Raw genomic sequence first — 18,798 nt, 5'->3', positions numbered from 1 at the left:
GCCTCCGCCTCCCCCGCCCGTCTCGGGCTGCTCAGGCAGGCGGGCCTCGCGCCCGAAGTGATCGTCAGCGGCGTCGACGAGGACGCGCTGTCCGCCGCCACCCCCGCCGACCTCGCGCGGGTGCTCGCCGAGGCCAAGGCCGCCGCAGTGGCGGCCCGGCCGGACGCCGCGGGCGCGCTGGTCGTCGGCTGCGACTCGGTGCTGGAACTGGACGGCGAGGCCCACGGCAAGCCCGTCGACGCCGAGGCCGCCACCGCGCGCTGGAAGGCGATGCGCGGCCGGTCGGGCGTGCTGCGGAGCGGGCACTGCGTGATCGACACGGTGACGGGACGCGGCGTGTCGGAGACCGCATCGACCACGGTCCGGTTCGGCGATCCCACGGACGCGGAGATCGCGGCGTACGTCGCGACGGGTGAACCCCTCCACGTCGCGGGGGCGTTCACGCTCGACGGGCTCTCGGCGCCGTTCGTCGACTCGATCGACGGCAATCACGGGAACGTACTCGGGCTGTCGATGCCGCTGCTGCGCAAGCTCCTGTCGGAGCACGGCGTCGCGATCACCGATCTCTGGGCGTGAGCCCTCAGGCGGCGGAGGGTCCCGCTCCGGCGGGCCCGGCCGCCCCGGCTCCCGACCCGGCCCCGGGGGTGCGCTCGCGGCCCTTCGAGGGCTCGCCGTACGCGACCAGCGCCAGCACGAGCAGCGCCAGCACGACCATCATGAACAGGAACGCCGTCCAGCCCACCAGCCCCACCGCCAGCGCCCCGAGCACCCCGTGCAGTACGGCGCAGCCGATCAGGACGGGCCGCGCGACACGGCCGAACCCCCGGTCGGTGATCGCCGCGCGCACCAGCAGGACCGCGCACACCACGAGGTAGAGGCCGAGGGTGAAGCCCGCCCCCCAGGCTCCGTTGGACATGGCGTCCGGGTCGAGTCCGGCGAGTGACATCTGCTGGTTGTCCACAACCGTGGCCATCAGACCGTTGACGAAAACGAAGCCGACTGCCTCCGCGAGCAGCACGATCGCGGCCACCCATGCCACCGGTCTGCGCACCACGGCACCCACCCTCTTCCCCTGTTACCCCAAGTACGTACGGCACCGGGAAGGCTACTTACCGGTAAACCCCCGGACAAGGGCCCGGACAGAGGCAAAGAATCCGGCAGGCGTTAGTCGGAACTCCACAAAGAATCGAGAGACGCGCCGGGGCGCCCTGACAGAGACCTTGAGCACATACGGCGATTACTGTGCGGCTAAGAGTCCGGGCGTACCCTGGCGTCACAAGGGATTTCGCGACTTGAGCGAGCCTCGGGTCACACTCCGTGTGGGCAAGCTCACCATTGGGGACGGGTCGATCGGTCGTGTCGGCAGTCCCTAAACTCAGCTTGTTTCCAGGAGGGAGCCATCGTGCGCAAGGTGCTCATCGCCAATCGTGGCGAAATCGCTGTCCGTGTTGCTCGTGCGTGCCGGGACGCCGGGATCGGCTCGGTGGCTGTGTACGCCGATCCGGACCGGGACGCCTCGCATGTGCGGGCGGCCGACGAGGCGTTCGCGTTGGGTGGTGACACTCCCGCGGCCAGCTATCTCGACATGGCCAAGGTGCTCCAGGCGGCCAAGGACTCCGGTGCCGACGCGATCCACCCCGGCTACGGATTCCTGTCCGAGAACGCGGAGTTCGCCCAGGCGGTGCTGGACGCGGGACTGACCTGGATCGGGCCGCCGCCGCAGGCGATCCGCGATCTGGGTGACAAGGTCGCCGCGCGGCACATCGCCCAGCGCGCCGGCGCCCCGCTGGTCGCGGGCACCCCCGACCCGGTGTCCGGCTCGGAGGAAGTGGTCGCGTTCGCCCGCGAGCACGGTCTGCCCATCGCGATCAAGGCCGCCTTCGGCGGCGGCGGGCGTGGTCTGAAGGTCGCCCGCACGCTGGAGGAGGTCCCCGAGCTGTACGACTCCGCCGTCCGTGAGGCGGTGGCGGCGTTCGGCCGCGGCGAGTGCTTCGTCGAGCGGTACCTCGACAAGCCCCGCCACGTGGAGACTCAGTGCCTGGCCGACACCCACGGCAACGTGGTCGTCGTCTCCACCCGTGACTGCTCGCTCCAGCGCCGCCACCAGAAGCTGGTGGAGGAGGCCCCGGCGCCGTTCCTCTCCCCGGAGCAGAACGAGAAGCTGTACGCCGCGTCGAAGGCGATCCTGAAGGAAGCCGGCTACGTCGGCGCCGGCACGGTCGAGTTCCTGGTCGGGACGGACGGCACGATCTCCTTCCTGGAGGTCAACACCCGCCTCCAGGTGGAGCACCCGGTCACCGAGGAGGTCACCGGCATCGACCTCGTACGCGAGATGTTCCGCATCGCCGACGGCGAGGAACTGGGCTACGACGACCCGCCGGTCCGCGGTCACTCGATCGAGTTCCGTATCAACGGCGAGGACCCCGGCCGCGGCTTCCTGCCCGCCCCCGGCACCGTCACCCTCTTCCGGCCCCCGACCGGCCCCGGCGTGCGGCTGGACGCGGGCGTGGAGACCGGCTCGGTCATCGGCCCCGCCTGGGACAGCCTGCTGGCCAAGCTGATCATCACGGGCTCGACGCGCGAGCAGGCGCTCCAGCGTGCCGCGCGTGCGCTGGGCGAGTTCCAGGTCGAGGGCATGGCCACGGCCATCCCGTTCCACCGCGCCGTCGTGACCGACCCGGCCTTCACCGCCGATCCGTTCACGATCCACACCCGCTGGATCGAGACCGAGTTCGTCAACACCATCCCGGCCTTCGCCGCCTCCGGCGACGGGGACGCGGAGGACGAGCCGGGCCGCGAGACGGTGGTCGTGGAGGTCGGCGGCAAGCGCCTGGAGGTCTCGCTGCCCTCCAGCCTCGGTATGAGCCTGGCCCGCACGGGCCTGGCCGCCGGTGCGCGCCCCAAGCGCCGCGCCACGAAGAAGGCCGGCTCGGCGGCGACCGGCGACACCCTCGCCTCGCCGATGCAGGGCACGATCGTGAAGGTGGCGGTCGAGGAGGGCCAGCAGGTCAGCGAGGGCGACCTCGTCGTCGTCCTCGAAGCCATGAAGATGGAACAGCCTCTCAACGCCCACCGCTCGGGCACGATCAAGGGCCTCACCGCCGAGATCGGTGCCTCGCTCACCTCGGGCGCCCTGATCTGCGAGATCAAGGACTGACACCGCCCGCACGCAGTGACGGCCCCGCCGGGCACCACCGGCGGGGCCGTCGCCGTATGCGGACGGGCCCGGCCCGCGGTGGCATCCTGGGACGCACACCGGACCGTGGCCCACGGCCCCACCCGCAGCGACAGGAAGGACCGCGATGGCGAGCAGCAGCGGCGCGCCGCCTCGTCCCATGAGGGCCGACGCGCGGCGTAACTACGAGCGGGTGCTCGGCGAGGCCCGTGCCGCGTTCGCCGAGCACGGCACTGACGCCTCGCTGGAGGATGTCGCGCGCCGCGCCGGAGTCGGCATCGGCACGCTGTACCGGCACTTCCCCACCCGGCACGCGCTGATGAACGCGGTCTTCCAGGAGGCGCTCGCCGATCTGCTCGACCGCTCGCGCGAACTGGCCGAGGCCGACCGGCCCTGCCACGCGCTGGTGGCGTGGCTGCGGGCGCTCATCACCCACGCGGGTGAGTACCGCGGTCTGGCCCGCGCGCTCATGTCGGCCTCGCACGACGCGAGTTCGGCCCTGACGCAGTGCAGCACGGGTCTGCGTACGGCGGGTGAGCTGCTGCTCGTACGGGCGCAGGTGAGCGGGGCCGTACGGGCGGACACGTCGATCGACGACCTGATGCAACTGACGAACGCCATCGCACTGGCGGCCGAACAGTCCCCGGACGACCCGGAATTGGCCGACCGCCTGCTGACACTGACACTGACGGGCCTGAAGGGCCCGAGCGCCCCGACCGGGTGAGCGGACGCGATGAACGCCCGGTGGGCGGACGCGTTCGGCGCGCTGGAAGCGGAACGGGCGCACCCGCCTGGCCAGTTCGCGCCCCGGCCGGAGGCCACTGACGGGCCGTCCCGGCCGAACACGCCCTGTGGGCAGGCACGGTGAGCGTGCGCGGCCCGTCGCCGGGCCCCGGGTGGGGTGCCCGTACCGCCGGCGCGGGGATCGCCCCCGCGGCGCCGGGCAGGCGATCAGCGGTGGCGGAGGTCCGCGACCCGGGCGCGCTCGCCCGGCTGGTCGGCGAGCAACCCGGCCGACGCCGAGGCCGACGCGCCGCGCCGCGTCTGCGGCCCCGGCCCGGCGCCTCCGTGCGTGCGGCGCTGACCCGGCAGCGGGGTGTCCCGCCGGGGCTGCCGCCCCGGCGGGACACCTTCACCAGGGCCCGCCGCACCGCCCGCCACCGTGATCTGCACGCCCTGGTCGGCGAGCGCCTGGAGCTCCGTCGCCGCGCGGTCGTCCTGCGCGGGCGGATCGTCGGTGACGAGCCGGGTGATCACATCCGTCGGCACCGTCTGGAACATCGTGTCGGTGCCCAGTTTGGTGTGGTCGGCGAGCACGACGACCTCGGCCGCCGCCTGCACCAGCGCGCGGTCGACGCTGGCCGAGAGCATGTTGGACGTTGACAGGCCGCGCTCCGCGGTCAGCCCGCTCCCGGACAGGAACGCGCGGGAGACCCGTAGCCCCTGGAGCGACTGCTCGGCGCCACTGCCGACCAGCGCGTAGTTGGAGCCGCGCAGGGTCCCGCCGGTCATGACGACTTCGACCCTGTTGGCATGGGCCAACGCCTGGGCGACCAGGAGCGAGTTGGTGACGACGGTCAGTCCGGGGATCCGAGCGAGCCGGCGGGCCAGCTCCTGCGTGGTCGTACCGGCACCGACCACCACGGCTTCGCCTTCTTCGACGAGGCTCGCGGCGAGATCGGCGATGGCCGTCTTCTCCGCCGTGGCGAGATGGGATTTTTGCGGAAAGCCGGATTCTCGCGTGAATCCGCCCGGCAGTACCGCACCGCCGTGCCGGCGGTCGAGGAGTCCTTCGGCCTCCAGCGCCCGCACGTCCCGACGTACGGTCACTTCGGAGGTCTGGACGACGCGGGCGAGCTCACGGAGCGACACGGCTCCGTTGGCGCGCACCATTTCGAGGATTAACTGGCGACGTTCTGCAGCGAACACGAAACTGACAGTAACCCCACCAGCCGTCTGCTTTCAGCGGTTCGCCCCGAAATACGGAAGGTGAACATACAGAGCCGCGCCAAGTGGTATGGGAGCGCGGGCCGGTGCCCACGCACGCCCATGACCTGCGTCAACCCTCGTCGTCGCTCTTGCGGCTGTGCAACTGCCGTGCCACCTCGGCGATCGAGCCCGACAGAGAGGGGTACACAGTGAATGCGTTTGCGATCTGTTCCACGGTCATATTGTTGTCGACCGCGATCGAGATGGGGTGAATCAGCTCGCTGGCGCGCGGCGCCACGACGACGCCGCCGACGACGATCCCGGTGCCGGGCCGGCAGAGTATCTTGACGAAACCGTCCCTGATGCCCTGCATCTTGGCGCGCGGATTGCGCAGCAGCGGCAGCTTGACGACCCGCGCGTCGATCTTCCCGCTGTCGACGTCCGACTGGCTGTAGCCGACGGTCGCGATCTCCGGGTCGGTGAAGACGTTGGACGAGACGGTCTTGAGGTTGAGCGGGGCCACCGCGTCGCCGAGGAAGTGGTACATCGCGATACGGCCCTGCATCGCGGCGACCGAGGCGAGCGCGAAGATGCCGGTCACGTCGCCCGCCGCGTAGACGCCGGGCGCGGACGTACGCGACACCCGGTCGGTCCAGATGTGGCCCGAGTCCTTGACGCGGACCCCCGCCTCCTCCAGGCCCATGCCCTCGGCGTTGGGGATCGCGCCGACGGCCATCAGACAGTGCGTGCCGGAGATGACCCGGCCGTCGGCCAGCGTCACCTCGACGCGGTCACCGACGCGCTTGGCGGACGAGGCGCGGGAGCGCGACATCACGTTCATGCCGCGGCGCCGGAAGACGTCCTCCAGTACGGCGGCGGCGTCCGGGTCCTCGCCGGGCAGCACCCGGTCGCGCGAGGAGACGAGCGTGACGCGGGAGCCGAGCGCCTGGTAGGCGCCGGCGAACTCGGCGCCGGTGACGCCGGAGCCGACCACGATCAGCTCCTCGGGCAGCTCCGTGAGGTCGTACACCTGCGTCCAGTTGAGGATGCGCTCGCCGTCGGGGAGCGCGTCGGGGATCTCGCGCGGGTGCGCGCCCGTCGCGATCAGGACGGCGTCGGCGGTCAGCGACTCCTCCGAGCCGTCGGCCGAGGTCACGATCACCTGGCGGGAGCCGTCGGTGGCCTGCCGCCCGTCGAGCCGGCCCCGGCCGCGCAGCACCCGGGCGCCGGCCCGGGTGACGGAGGCGGTGATGTCGTGGGACTGGGCGAGCGCGAGACGCTTCACCCGCCGGTTGACCTTGCCGAGGTCCACGCCGACGACGCGGGCGGCCTGTTCGAGGGGAGGGGTGTCGTCGGCGACGATGATGCCCAGCTCCTCGTAGGAGGAGTCGAAGGTGGTCATCACCTCGGCCGTCGCGATGAGGGTCTTGGACGGTACGCAGTCGGTGAGCACCGAGGCCCCGCCGAGGCCGTCGCAGTCCACGACGCTCACCTCGGCGCCGAGCTGTGCGGCCACCAGGGCCGCCTCGTATCCGCCGGGTCCGCCGCCGATGATCACGATCCGGGTCACGAAAAAGTCCGCCTCGCGTTGTCGACCCGACCCGTCTGCCGTCCCGGCCGGGAGTCCGGGGAGCCCCCGGAGTATGCAGTACGTACGCCATTGTCCCGCACTCTTCAAGGTGCTTCGCCCCGGGTCCCTCCCCGCGAGTAACGCACGGCCCGTGCCCGTGTGATTCACCGTGCACGCGCGTCCCTCCCGTACCCTCGTCCCCATGTCGCTCTACGCCGCGTACGCCGGCAACCTCGACGCGCGGCTGATGTCCCGCCGCGCCCCGCACTCCCCGCTGCGCGGCACCGGCTGGCTCAACGGCTGGCGGCTCACCTTCGGCGGCGAGCAGATGGGCTGGGAGGGTGCGCTGGTCACGCTCGTGGAGGCACCCCGTTCCCAGGTCTTCGTGGCGCTCTACGACATCGCCCCGATGGACGAGGACTCGATGGACCGCTGGGAGGGCGTCGGCCTCGACATATACCGGCGGATGCGGGTGCGCGTGGACACGCTGGACGGCAAGGAGCCGGCCTGGCTGTACGTCCTGAACGGGTACGAGGGCGGGCTGCCCTCCGCGCGCTATCTCGGCGAGCTGGCGGAGGCGGCGGAGTCGGCCGGGGCGCCGCACGACTATGTGATGGAACTGCGAAAGCGCGCGTGCTGAACGGGCACCCGACCCGCACGCGCGGGCTCTGACGGGCGCCTGACCCCGGCGTTTGTCGAAAACGACAACACAACGATCCGAAGACCGTGTGCTCGATCATCTACGCGCGTAGGGCCTGAGCGGTTACCCTCTTCCGCGTGAACGCATCTGTTATCCCGGCCACGGCCGACGGATCCGCCGACCCCCACGCCGCCGCCTCCGCCGCCGCGGTGCGCCTGCGCGAACTCACCGGCGCCGAGACCCATGACGTCGCCCTGGTGATGGGCTCCGGCTGGGCACCCGCCGTCGCCGCGCTGGGAGCACCCGAGGCCGAGTTCCCGGTGACCGAGCTGCCGGGCTTCCCGCCGCCGGTCGTCGCCGGACACGGCGGGACGATCCGCTCCTACGCGATCGCCGAGAAGCGCGCGCTGGTCTTCCTGGGCCGTACGCACTACTACGAGGGCCGCGGCGTCGCGGCCGTCGCGCACGGTGTCCGTACGGCCGTCGCCGCCGGCTGCAAGACCGTCGTCCTGACGAACGGCTGCGGCGGGCTGCGCGAGGGCATGCGCCCGGGGCAGCCGGTACTGATCAGCGACCACATCAACCTGACGGCCGCGTCCCCGATCGTCGGCGCGAACTTCGTGGACCTCACGGACCTGTACTCGCCCCGGCTGCGCGCGCTGTGCAAGGAGGTGGACCCCGCCCTGGAGGAGGGCGTGTACGTCCAGTTCCCCGGCCCGCACTACGAGACGCCCGCCGAGATCAACATGGTCCGGGTCATGGGCGGCGACCTGGTCGGCATGTCCACCGTGCTGGAGGCCATCGCGGCCCGTGAGGCGGGCGCCGAGGTGCTGGGCATCTCGCTGGTGACGAACCTGGCGGCCGGCCTGTCGGGCGAGCCGCTGAACCACGAGGAAGTACTCCAGGCGGGCCGGGACTCGGCCACGCAGATGGGCGCCCTGCTGGCGCGGGTGCTCGAACGCATCTGAGAGCTTGTCGTGCGACCCCAGCGGGCCCAGGAAGGGAAACCCACAGTGCAGCAGGACCTCATCGCGCGGGCGGAGGCGTGGCTGGCCGAGGATCCGGACGGCGACACCCGGGCCGAGTTGCGGCGGCTCATCGACTCCGGTGACGCGGACGCGCTCGCCGAACGGTTCAGCGGCACGCTCCAGTTCGGCACGGCCGGACTCCGCGGCGAGCTGGGCGCCGGGCCGATGCGGATGAACCGGTCGGTGGTCATCCGCGCCGCCGCCGGTCTCGCGGCGTACCTGAAGGCCACGGGCCAGGGCGGCGGCCTCGTCGTCATCGGCTACGACGCCCGCCACAAATCCGCCGACTTCGCGCGCGACACCGCCGCCGTCATGACCGGGGCCGGGCTGCGCGCCGCCGTACTGCCGCGTCCGCTGCCGACTCCGCTGCTCGCGTTCGCCATACGGCACCTCGGCGCCGTGGCCGGTGTGGAGGTCACCGCCAGCCACAACCCGCCGCGCGACAACGGCTACAAGGTCTATCTCGGCGACGGCTCCCAGATCGTGCCTCCCATGGACGGCGAGATCGCGGCCGGGATCGACGCCGTCGGGCCGCTGGACTCGGTGCCCCGCCCCGAGGACGGCTGGGAGATCCTCGGCGAGGAGGTGCCGGCCGCGTATCTGGAGCGCACGGACGCCGTCCTGAGCCCCGGATCCCCCCGTACGGCCCGCGTGGTCCACACGGCGCTGCACGGGGTGGGTACGGAGACGCTGAACGCCGCGTTCGCGCGGGCCGGTTTCCCCGCGCCCGTACCGGTGGCCGAACAGGCCGAGCCCGACCCGGACTTCCCCACCGTCGCCTTCCCGAACCCGGAGGAGCCGGGCGCGATGGACCTGGCCTTCGCGACGGCCCGCCGCGCCGCACCCGACATCGTGATCGCCAACGACCCGGACGCCGACCGCTGCGCGGTGGCCGTCCCGGACGCGGACGCCGGGAGCGGCTGGCGGATGCTGCGCGGCGACGAGGTGGGCGCGCTGCTGGCCGCGCACCTGGTGAACAAGGGCGAGGCGGGCACGTCGGGCGTCTTCGCCGAGTCGATCGTGTCCTCGTCGCTGCTCGGGCGGATCGCGGAGGCGGCGGGGGTCGGATACGAGGAGACGCTCACCGGCTTCAAGTGGATCGCGCGCGTCGAGGGCCTGCGGTACGGCTACGAGGAAGCCCTCGGCTACTGCGTCGACCCCGACGGCGTACGCGACAAGGACGGCATCACGGCGGCGCTGCTCGTCGCGGAGCTGGCGTCCGAACTGAAGGAGCGGGGCCGGGGCCTGGCGGACCTCCTGGACGACCTGGCGCTCGCGCACGGACTGCACGCGACGGACCAGCTCTCGGTGCGGGTGAAGGACCTGTCACTGATCACACGGGCGATGGACCGCCTGCGTGACACCCCGCCGAAGGCCCTCGCGGGGCTGACGGTCACGTCGGCCGAGGACCTCTCGGCGGGCGCGTCGGGCCTGCCGCCGACGGACGGTCTGCGCTACCACCTGGACGGGGCGTACCGGGCCCGGGTGATCGTCCGCCCGAGCGGCACGGAACCGAAGCTCAAGTGCTACCTGGAGGCCGTGATCCCGGTCCGCACGACGGCGGACCTGCCCACGGCCCGCGCCCACGCGACGAAGCTCCTGACGACCCTGAAGCACGACCTGTCCCAGGCGGCAGGCATCTGACCCCGGGCCCTTGTGTCTGGCGGGCATTTCAAGCCCGTCCGGCGATCGAGGACACCGCCCACCGGCCCGCAGCCATCTCAACCCACCCGGAGGGCACCCCGAACCCCGTCCCACAACCCTCTCAAGCCCGCCCTGCGAGCATCTCAAGCCCGTCCGGCGATTGAGGACGAACCCGGCCACCCGGGCGGGCCCGGGCAAGGCGAACCCCGCCCGGCATCAGCCCGTCGCGAGCAGCACCAGCAGTACCACCAGGCCCGCCAGCGCCGGTGCGATCACCTCGTACGTCCACCGCACCTGCGGCTCCCCCCGCGCGGTGTCGCGCGACGCGCAGCGTTCCGCCTGTTCCCGCAGGCCCGCGACCGTGTGGTCCGCGTCGGCCGTCCGCGCGCGCGAGTCGGTCACGTCCACGCTCACCGACGTACGGCCGTGCGGGTCGTCGTGCGCGCGCTGCGACTGCCGCCGCGCCTCGCGCTTGCGCCTCCTCAGCGAGACCGGCACCGCCCACAGCTGGTACTTCGCGCCGTCCTTGGTGAACACCTCGCTCGAATACCCGGCCCGTACGTCGGCCACGGACGCCCACGGCAGCACGATCGTCCGGAACGGGTTCCGGATCCGCAGCCGGTCGTCGTTGGCGAACACGGCGGGCCGGATGGTGAAGGCCACCACCAGCGGCACGGCGAGCAGCAGGCCCGCGAGCGCGAGCCACGGCGTCCTGCCGTGGCCCCGGACCAGCGCGTCGATCCCCATCCAGGCACCGAGCGCGAGAAGCAGCACACCGCCCGCGATGCCTGCGGGCGACCGGAAGACGCGCTCCGCGTAGGCCGGCTCGGGGGACTGATCGGGACTCGTCATGCTTTCGATTCTGCCGTACGCGCCGACGGTCCCGAGCCAGTCGGGGAGCGGCCACCGCCACGGACGGGGACCGGCCTCCCCTGCGCTCGCTCGTCCCTTGCTCGCCGAGGACACGGTGCCGAGAGACAATGGGCGGTACGGGCTCGTGGAAGAAACCCGGTCGATTGGCGGGCGAGTGCATGACCGTGAACCCACGAAAGGCACAAGATCCGCGGCCGGCAGGAGCACGATCGGCTACCGATCGCCTGCGCATACTCGCCGCGGTGGGGGACGACGTGTCCGAAACGGAGGCGCTGCGCTGTGCGTTGCACCACGCGGTCGCCTTCCTCGGCGGACCCGGCGGGATGATACACGTGCGGAGCCCGCAGAACGCCGGACTCCATCTGATGCTCACCGACGGCCTGCCACCGTCCGCCACGAAGCGCTGGCAGGACCTGGCCGGGAAGGACACGACGGTTCCGCCCCTCGCCGCGCGGGGAGGGGCGTACGTGTGGCGGCCCGCGCCGGCCTTCGCCGAACAGTCGCCGTCCGGTCGGCGCCCGGCCGCCGCGGAGGAACCCGACGGCCCCGAGGCCCTGGAGGGCACGGAGGACGCGGCCCTGAGCGTGCTCGCCCCGTGCGGTCTGGCCTCCGTACCCCTGCTCGCGCCGACCGGACCGCTCGGTCTGATCGGCGTGCTCTCCGTCGTGACGCCCCCGGCCGAGGAGCCGACCGCCGAGCAGCGTGCCTTCCTTGAGGAGGTGGCCCGCTGGGCGGCCGGACATCTGGCACGCTCCCTCTCCCTCCCGCGTGGTGCGAACCCCGAGCTGCGGCCGGAGCCGCTGAACGGCTCCGCCCTGCGGCAGGCCCTCAAGGCCGTCAGGATCGGCGCCTGGGACTGGAACATCCGGACGGGTGAGCTGGACTGGGACGAGTCGGCGATGACGGTGCTCGGCGTCGATCCGACCACCTTCGACCACCGGATCGAGACATGGCTCGGGCTGGTCCATCCCGAGGATCTGCCCTGGGTGATGGTCGACACCGACGAGGCGATCCGCACCCGGAGTGTGTACGGCGTCGAGTACCGCGTGTGCCGCCCGGACGGCACGTCCGGCTGGGCGGAGGCGCGCGGCCGGGTGATCCTCGGCGACGACGGCGAGCCCCTCCACATGGTCGGCACCGTGTGGGACACGACGCAGACCCATGTCGCCCGCGAGCACGTGGACCACGCGCTGCGGCACATGAGCGACGGGTTCCTCGCGGTCGACACCGAGTGGCGGGTCACTTTCATCAACATCGAGGCCGAGCGCGCGCTCGGCTCCGCACGCGAACCCCTCGGCCGCGTTCTCTGGGACATCCCCTTCGGCCGCGAGCCCGGTCTGGAGGACCGCTTCAGGCAGGCCGTGGAGACCCACCGGCCGATCGGTCTCGACGTCCGGTCACCGGCCAACGAGCGCTGGTACCACCTGCGTCTGGTCCCCGTACCGGGAGGGCTGACCGTCTATCTCACCGATGTCACCGAGAAGCGGGCACGGGAGGCCGAACGCACGGCCACGGACCGGACCGCGCACGAACGGGCCGTCCGTATCGCCGAGTTGACCAAGGCGCTCGCGGAGGCGCTCTCCACCGAGGACGTGATGAGAGCCGTCGCCCAGCATGTCATCCAGCCGTTCCGCGCCACCGGTCTGGTCGTCGTGGCCTTCGAGGACGACAACACGCGGCTGATCGGCTCCGTCGGGTACGAGGCCACCGACCTCGAACGGATCCTCTCGTTCCCGCTCACCACGACCACCCCCCTGTCGGACGTGCTCAGCACCCGCGCCCCGCTGTTCATCGCCTCCGTGGCGGAGATGAAGATGCGCTACCCCGCGCTGGCCGACATCCCCACCCCCGGGCGCCAGGCGTGGGCCTTCCTGCCGCTGATCGCCTCGCGGCGGACCACGGGCTGCTGCGTCATCTCCTTCGACAAGCCGCGGCTGCTCACCGACGAGGAGCGCACCCTGCTCGTCGCCCTCAGCGGGCTCCTCGCGCAGGCCCTGGAGCGGGCCAGGCTGTACGACTCCGAGCACCTGCGCGCCAAGGAACTCCAGCGCGGTCTGCTCCCCCGGCACCTGCCCTCGCCGCCCGCCGCGACCGCCGCCGCCCGCTATCTGCCCTCCGACCGGCGCCTGGACGTCGGCGGCGACTGGTACGACCTGATACCGCTGTCGGCCGAGCGGGTCGCCCTCGTCATCGGTGACGTGATGGGGCACGGTCTGTCCGAGGCGGCGACCATGGGACGGCTGAGGACGGCGGTACGCACGCTCGCGGATCTCGAACTGCCGCCCGACGAGATCCTCGGCCAGCTCAACGGCATCGTCAGTGACCTCGGTGACGACTTCTACGCGACCTGCCTCTACGCGGTGTACGACCCCACCACCCAGACCTGCGTCTTCGCGAGCGCCGGCCATCTGCCGCCGGTCGTCGTCGGCCCCGACCGCATCGCGCGCGTTCCGGAGATCTCCCCCAACCCGCCGCTCGGCGCCGCCGTTCCGCCCTTCGACACCGTCGAGCTGCCGGTGCCCGAGGGCAGCCTGCTCTGCCTGTTCACCGACGGGCTGGTGGAAGCCGGCGACCGGGACATCGAGGCCGGTACGGAAGAGCTCGCCCGTGTCCTCACCGACGCCCTGCGCGCCGACGACGATCCGAGCCTGGACGAGCTGTGCGACACGGTGGTCTCCGCGCTGCTGCCGACCGGGGAACAGACCACGGACGACGCCGTCCTGTTCATCGCCAGGCTGCGCCGGCTGGCCGCCGAGAACATCGCCTCCTGGCCGCTGCCGCAGGATCCGGTCGCCGCGGGCCAGGCCCGGGAGCACGTCCGTACCCAGCTCGACGCCTGGCACCTCGACGATCTCGCCATGACCACGGAGCTGCTCGCCAGCGAGCTGGTGAGCAATGTCGTCCGGCACGCGCAGGGCCCGGTCCGGCTGCGGCTGCTGCGTGGCCGGACGCTGGTGTGCGAGGTCTCGGACGGCAGCCTCACCACACCGCACGTCCGCCGGGCCTCGGCCACCGACGAGAGCGGGCGCGGGCTGCAGCTCGTGTCCGCCCTCGCACAGCGCTGGGGCGCCCGGTACACCACGTCGGGCAAGTCCATCTGGACCGAGCAGCCGCTGCCCGCTCCCCCGCCGACACCTCCGGCACCCCCGACCTCGCCGAATACGCCGAATCCGTGACCGGTCCCGGCAGGGGTGGCGGTATCGCCTCGAACCGGCGCGGTGACCGTGAGATGTCCGTCCTGTGCCCGTACCTGCTTCGGGGACCCCCTGTACATGCTGCTACGCGCGTAGATATGCTCATGTGGTGACCATGCCCACGACTGCACCCTCGCCCACAGGCTCCGCCGTGGGCGGTGCCCCCCTCGCCGACGTGACCGCGTCCGACAGCTCGCTGCGCCGGTTCCTCCACGGGCTGCCCGGCGTCGACGCCGTCGGCCTGGAGGCGCGCGCCGCCTCGCTCGGTACGCGCTCGATCAAGACGACGGCCAAGGCGTACGCCATCGACCTGGCCATCTCGATGATCGACCTGACGACCCTCGAAGGCGCCGACACCCCCGGCAAGGTCCGGTCGCTCGCCGCCAAGGCGCTGCACCCGGACCCGACGGACCGCACCGTCCCGACGACCGCCGCGCTCTGCGTCTATCCGGACATGGTGGAGACGGCCGTCGCCGCGCTCGCCGGGAGCGATGTGAAGGTCGCCTCGGTCGCGACCGCCTTCCCGGCCGGGCGTACGGCCCTGGCCGTGAAGCTCGCCGACGTGCGGGACGCGGTCGCCGCCGGTGCCCACGAGATCGACATGGTGATCGACCGCGGCGCGTTCCTCGCGGGCCACTACCTGAAGGTCTACGAGGAGATCGTGGCCGTGAAGGCCGAGTGCGGCGCCGCCCGCCTCAAGGTCATCTTCGAGACGGGTGAACTGTCCACGTACGACAACATCCGCCGCGCCTGCTGGCTCGGCATGGTCGCCGGCGCGGACTTCATCAAGACGTCGACCGGCAAGGTCGCCGTCAACGCCACCCCGGCCAACACGCTGCTGCTGCTGGAGGCAGTACGCGACTTCCGGGCCCAGACCGGTGTCCAGGTGGGTGTGAAGCCCGCCGGCGGGATCCGGACCAGCAAGGACGCGATCAAGTTCCTCGTGCTGGTCAACGAGACCGTGGGCGAGGACTGGCTGGACAACCACTGGTTCCGCTTCGGCGCCTCCAGCCTCCTCAACGACCTGCTGATGCAGCGCCAGAAGCTGGCCACCGGCCGCTACTCCGGCCCCGACTACGTCACGGTGGACTGATACACGATGGCTTTCGAATACGCACCGGCCCCCGAGTCGCGCTCGGTCGTCGACATCGCGCCGAGCTACGGCCTGTTCATCGACGGCGAGTTCACCGACGCCGCCGACGGCAAGGTCTTCAAGACGGTCTCCCCCGCCACGGAGGAGGTCCTCTCCGAGGTCGCCCGGGCGGGCGCGGAGGACGTCGACCGGGCCGTGAAGGCGGCCCGCAAGGCATTCGCGAAGTGGTCCGCACTGCCCGGTGCCGAGCGCGCCAAGTACCTCTTCCGGATCGCCCGGATCATCCAGGAGCGCTCGCGCGAACTGGCCGTCCTGGAGACCCTCGACAACGGCAAGCCGATCCGCGAGACCCGCGACGCGGATCTGCCGCTGGTCGCCGCGCACTTCTTCTACTACGCGGGCTGGGCCGACAAGCTCGACCACGCCGGCTACGGAATCGGTCCGCGCCCGCTGGGCGTCGCCGGCCAGGTCATCCCGTGGAACTTCCCGCTGCTGATGCTCGCGTGGAAGATCGCCCCGGCGCTCGCCACGGGCAACACCGTGGTGCTGAAGCCCGCCGAGACGACCCCGCTGAGCGCGCTGTTCTTCGCGGACATCTGCCGCCAGGCCGGTCTGCCGCGCGGTGTCGTCAACATCCTTCCCGGATACGGCGACGCGGGCGCCGCCCTCGTCGGGCACGAGGACGTCAACAAGATCGCCTTCACGGGTTCGACCGCCGTCGGCAAGGCCATCGCCCGGCAGATCGCGGGCACGGACAAGAAGGTCACGCTCGAACTCGGCGGCAAGGGCGCCAACATCGTCTTCGACGACGCCCCGGTCGACCAGGCCGTCGAGGGCATCGTCACCGGCATCTTCTTCAACCAGGGCCAGGTCTGCTGCGCGGGATCGCGGCTGCTGGTCCAGGAGTCGGTCCAGGACGAGCTGCTGGACTCGCTCAAGCGCCGGCTGTCCACCCTGCGTGTCGGCGACCCGCTGGACAAGAACACGGATCTCGGCGCCATCAACTCCGCCGAGCAGCTGGCCCGCATCAGGACACTGGCCGACGCGGGCGAGGCCGAGGGCGCCGAGCGCTGGTCGCCGGAGTGCGAACTCCCCTCGTCCGGCTACTGGTTCGCGCCGACCCTCTTCACGAACGTCACGCAGGCGCACACCGTCGCGCGCGACGAGATCTTCGGCCCGGTGCTCTCCGTACTGACGTTCCGCACACCGGACGAGGCGGTCGCCAAGGCCAACAACACGCAGTACGGCCTCTCCGCCGGCATCTGGACGGAGAAGGGCTCCCGCATCCTCGCCGTCGCGAACAAGCTCCGCGCGGGCGTGGTGTGGGCCAACACGTTCAACAAGTTCGACCCGACCTCGCCCTTCGGCGGCTACAAGGAGTCGGGCTACGGCCGCGAGGGCGGTCGCCACGGCCTGGAGGCGTATCTCGATGTCTGAGTCCGAGCGACTGTCAGTCTTCAAGACCTACAAGCTGTACGTCGGGGGCAAGTTCCCCCGCTCCGAGAGCGGCCGGGTGTACGAGGTGACCGACTCCAAAGGCCGGTGGCTGGCCAACGCGCCGAAGTCCTCCCGCAAGGACGCACGTGACGCGGTCTCCGCCGCCCGCAAGGCGTTCGGCGGCTGGTCGGGCGCGACCGCGTACAACAGGGGCCAGGTGCTCTACCGCGTCGCCGAGATGCTGGAGGGCCGGCGCGCGCAGTTCACCGCCGAGGTGGCCGCCTCCGAGGGCATCTCCAAGACGAAGGCGGCGGCCGTCGTGGCCGCGACCGTCGACCGCTGGGTCTGGTACGCGGGCTGGACGGACAAGATCGGCCAGGTCACAGGGGGTGCCAACCCGGTGGCGGGCCCGTTCTTCAACCTGTCCACGCCGGAGCCCACCGGTGTCGTGACGGTCCTCGCGCCGCAGGAGTCGTCGTTCCTCGGACTGGTCTCGGTCCTCGCCCCGGTGATCGCCTGCGGCAACACGGCGGTCGTCGTGGCGAGCGAGCGGTCCCCGCTGCCCGCCCTGTCCCTCGGGGAGGTGCTGGCCACCTCCGACGTGCCGGGCGGCGTCGTCAACATCCTCTCGGGCGGTACGGCGGAGCTGGCAGCCCCGCTCGCGGCGCACCAGGACGTCAACGGCATCGATCTGTACGGCGCCGACGCGGTGCTGGCCAAGGAGCTGGAGATCGCGGCGGCGGACAACCTCAAGCGGGTACTGCGCCCGTCCCCGGTGGACTTCTCCGCCGACCCCGGTATCGGGCGTCTGACGGCCTTCCTGGAGACGAAGACGGTCTGGCACCCCACGGGCAGCCTGGGCGCCTCGGGCTCGGGCTACTGATCGGTCCCCGGTCGCCGGGCGGGCTCGTCGAGCCCGCCCGGCGACCGGGGAGCAGGATCGGCGCGCTCAGCCGGGCAGCAGCCCCGTCACCGGTCCGACCAGCGGCAGGTCCTGAAGACCGCCGCCCTGGGTGATCGAGTCCGTCACCACCGCCGTCGACAGCGGCTTGAAGTCGGCGATCTGCGTGCCGACCGCGTTGTCCAGCGGGTCGACACCCGTCTTGGCCAGCGGGTTGAGCTGAAGGCTCTTGACCGGGCCCAGCCCTCCGGCGAGGGTGTGCCCGACCGCGCCGGCGAGCCCCTCGCCGGCCGCCGCTCCGGCCTCGGCGAGTTCACTGTCGGAGCCCGACGCGGGCACGGGCGCGGCCGGTGCCGCCTGCGCCGCGGCGCCGCCGAGCCCGATGACCGCGCCCGCCGCGGTGAACGTCAGCCCGGCGCGCAGCAGGGCGCGGTGCCGGGAGGTGGGAGCTGAATGACGTGCCATGGGATTCCTGCCTGGGCGAACTGGACGGGTAAGGGGAATGACACGCACAGTAGTTGAGATGTGACGCTCGATACCAACACCGCAGGCGGGGGTCCCCTGGGCGGGTGTATGCCTCACACTGGTGTCCCGTGAGTCCCCACCGAACCGCCTCCGCGCGCGTCGTCCTGCTCGCGGGCCCCTCCGGCTCCGGCAAGTCCTCGCTCGCCGCCCGCGCGGGCCTGCCCGTGCTCCGTCTCGACGACTTCTACAAAGAGGGCGACGACCCGACGCTGCCGCTGGTCGCGGGCAGCACGGACATCGACTGGGACTCCGCGCTGTCCTGGGACGCGGACGCGGCGGTCGCCGCGATCCTGGAGCTGTGCCGTACGGGCCGCACCACCGTCCCGGTCTACTCCATCGCCACCAGCTCCCGTGTCGACAAGGAGGAGCTGGACATCGGGCGTACCCAACTGTTCATCGCCGAGGGCATCTTCGCGGCCGATGTCGTCGCACGCTGCGAGGAGCTGGGTGTCCTGGCCGACGCGCTCTGTCTGCGGGGCCGTCCCTCGACGACGTTCCGCCGCAGGCTGGTGCGTGATCTGCGCGAGGGCCGGAAGTCGGTGGCGTTCCTGTTGCGGCGCGGCTGGCGGCTGATGCGCGCGGAGCGCGGCATCGTCTGCCGTCAGACGGCCCTGGGGGCGCATCCCTGCGCGAAGGCGGAGGCGCTCGGCAGGATCGCCAACGCCGCGGCGGGCAGCACCCGGCCCCGTACGGCGCCGGAGGACCCGTCCGCGCCCGTCCGCCCGGCGAACACCGGCCGCTGAACGTCCCGCGTACCTCCCGGGGCGCACGAACGGCCCCGGAACGCGC

General features: G+C 72.0%; 15 protein-coding genes and 1 pseudogene. 11 read left to right on the top strand and 5 right to left on the bottom strand.

What is annotated here, in order from left to right; all coding sequences use genetic code 11:
- A partial coding sequence (locus GXP76_RS24070) for a nucleoside triphosphate pyrophosphatase (RefSeq protein WP_242573668.1) occupies window positions 1-576 on the top strand: 576 nt, incomplete at its 5' end.
- Between the two features lie 4 nt (window positions 577-580).
- Here the strand turns inward: GXP76_RS24070 and GXP76_RS24065 are convergent.
- Window positions 581-1,063 carry a hypothetical protein gene (locus GXP76_RS24065; RefSeq protein WP_242573667.1) on the bottom strand — a complete coding sequence of 161 codons (483 nt, stop codon included), beginning with the start codon at window positions 1,061-1,063 and terminating at the stop codon, window positions 581-583.
- Window positions 1,064-1,402: 339 nt separating this feature from the next.
- Between GXP76_RS24065 and GXP76_RS24060 the strand changes: the two genes are divergently transcribed.
- The gene (locus GXP76_RS24060) at window positions 1,403-3,157 is read left to right on the top strand and encodes a biotin carboxylase N-terminal domain-containing protein (protein ID WP_242573666.1); all 1,755 of its coding nucleotides are present in this window, start codon (window positions 1,403-1,405) and stop codon (window positions 3,155-3,157) included.
- 145 nt (window positions 3,158-3,302) lie between these two features.
- Window positions 3,303-3,899, top strand: a complete 597-nt coding sequence (locus GXP76_RS24055) for a TetR/AcrR family transcriptional regulator (RefSeq protein ID WP_242573665.1) — start codon at window positions 3,303-3,305, stop codon at window positions 3,897-3,899.
- Between the two features lie 227 nt (window positions 3,900-4,126).
- Here GXP76_RS24055 and GXP76_RS24050 read toward each other — a convergent pair whose 3' ends face one another.
- The gene (locus GXP76_RS24050; protein ID WP_242573664.1) at window positions 4,127-5,068 is read right to left on the bottom strand and encodes a DeoR/GlpR family DNA-binding transcription regulator; all 942 of its coding nucleotides are present in this window, start codon (window positions 5,066-5,068) and stop codon (window positions 4,127-4,129) included.
- Window positions 5,069-5,234: 166 nt separating this feature from the next.
- Window positions 5,235-6,674 (bottom strand): NAD(P)H-quinone dehydrogenase, encoded by a 1,440-nt coding sequence (locus GXP76_RS24045; protein WP_078075387.1) that lies wholly within the window; start codon window positions 6,672-6,674, stop codon window positions 5,235-5,237.
- A gap of 202 nt (window positions 6,675-6,876) precedes the next feature.
- Here GXP76_RS24045 and GXP76_RS24040 point away from each other — a divergent pair, with 202 nt between their 5' ends.
- The 3 genes from GXP76_RS24040 (at window position 6,877) to GXP76_RS24030 (ending at window position 9,986) form a co-directional block, all read left to right on the top strand.
- Window positions 6,877-7,314, top strand: a complete 438-nt coding sequence (locus GXP76_RS24040; RefSeq protein WP_031229841.1) for a gamma-glutamylcyclotransferase — start codon at window positions 6,877-6,879, stop codon at window positions 7,312-7,314.
- A 137-nt stretch (window positions 7,315-7,451) separates the two neighbouring features.
- Window positions 7,452-8,282: a purine-nucleoside phosphorylase gene (locus GXP76_RS24035; RefSeq protein ID WP_242573663.1), complete on the top strand. Its 831-nt coding sequence runs from the start codon at window positions 7,452-7,454 to the stop codon at window positions 8,280-8,282.
- Between the two features lie 45 nt (window positions 8,283-8,327).
- Window positions 8,328-9,986 carry a phospho-sugar mutase gene (locus GXP76_RS24030; RefSeq protein ID WP_242573662.1) on the top strand — a complete coding sequence of 553 codons (1,659 nt, stop codon included), beginning with the start codon at window positions 8,328-8,330 and terminating at the stop codon, window positions 9,984-9,986.
- A gap of 216 nt (window positions 9,987-10,202) precedes the next feature.
- On the opposite strand, the gene GXP76_RS24025 is transcribed toward GXP76_RS24030, so the two are convergent.
- A complete protein-coding gene (locus GXP76_RS24025; protein ID WP_242573661.1) occupies window positions 10,203-10,838 on the bottom strand; it encodes a PH domain-containing protein in 636 nt (211 codons plus the stop codon).
- A gap of 263 nt (window positions 10,839-11,101) precedes the next feature.
- Between GXP76_RS24025 and GXP76_RS24020 the strand changes: the two genes are divergently transcribed.
- The 4 genes from GXP76_RS24020 (at window position 11,102) to GXP76_RS24005 (ending at window position 17,466) form a co-directional block, all read left to right on the top strand.
- A complete protein-coding gene (locus GXP76_RS24020; protein ID WP_242573660.1) occupies window positions 11,102-14,035 on the top strand; it encodes a SpoIIE family protein phosphatase in 2,934 nt (977 codons plus the stop codon).
- 133 nt (window positions 14,036-14,168) lie between these two features.
- Window positions 14,169-15,146: a deoxyribose-phosphate aldolase gene (gene deoC, locus GXP76_RS24015; protein WP_242573669.1), complete on the top strand. Its 978-nt coding sequence runs from the start codon at window positions 14,169-14,171 to the stop codon at window positions 15,144-15,146.
- A 6-nt stretch (window positions 15,147-15,152) separates the two neighbouring features.
- Window positions 15,153-16,583: an aldehyde dehydrogenase family protein gene (locus tag GXP76_RS24010; RefSeq protein WP_242573659.1), complete on the top strand. Its 1,431-nt coding sequence runs from the start codon at window positions 15,153-15,155 to the stop codon at window positions 16,581-16,583.
- Window positions 16,576-17,466 (top strand): aldehyde dehydrogenase family protein, encoded by an 891-nt coding sequence (locus tag GXP76_RS24005; protein ID WP_242573658.1) that lies wholly within the window; start codon window positions 16,576-16,578, stop codon window positions 17,464-17,466. Before GXP76_RS24010 ends, GXP76_RS24005 begins: the two co-directional genes overlap by 8 nt.
- A 66-nt stretch (window positions 17,467-17,532) precedes the next feature.
- Here GXP76_RS24005 and GXP76_RS24000 read toward each other — a convergent pair whose 3' ends face one another.
- Window positions 17,533-17,949, bottom strand: coding sequence for a hypothetical protein (locus GXP76_RS24000; protein WP_242573657.1), 417 nt, complete (start codon window positions 17,947-17,949; stop codon window positions 17,533-17,535).
- Window positions 17,950-18,009: 60 nt separating this feature from the next.
- Here GXP76_RS24000 and GXP76_RS23995 point away from each other — a divergent pair.
- A pseudogene (locus GXP76_RS23995) lies at window positions 18,010-18,752 on the top strand (uridine kinase).
- The last annotated feature ends 46 nt before the right edge of the window (window positions 18,753-18,798 follow it).

It is taken from the genome of Streptomyces sp. NP-1717 (assembly GCF_022695985.1).
Taxonomy (GTDB): domain Bacteria; phylum Actinomycetota; class Actinomycetes; order Streptomycetales; family Streptomycetaceae; genus Streptomyces.
This window is presented reverse-complemented; position numbering and strand designations above follow the sequence as displayed.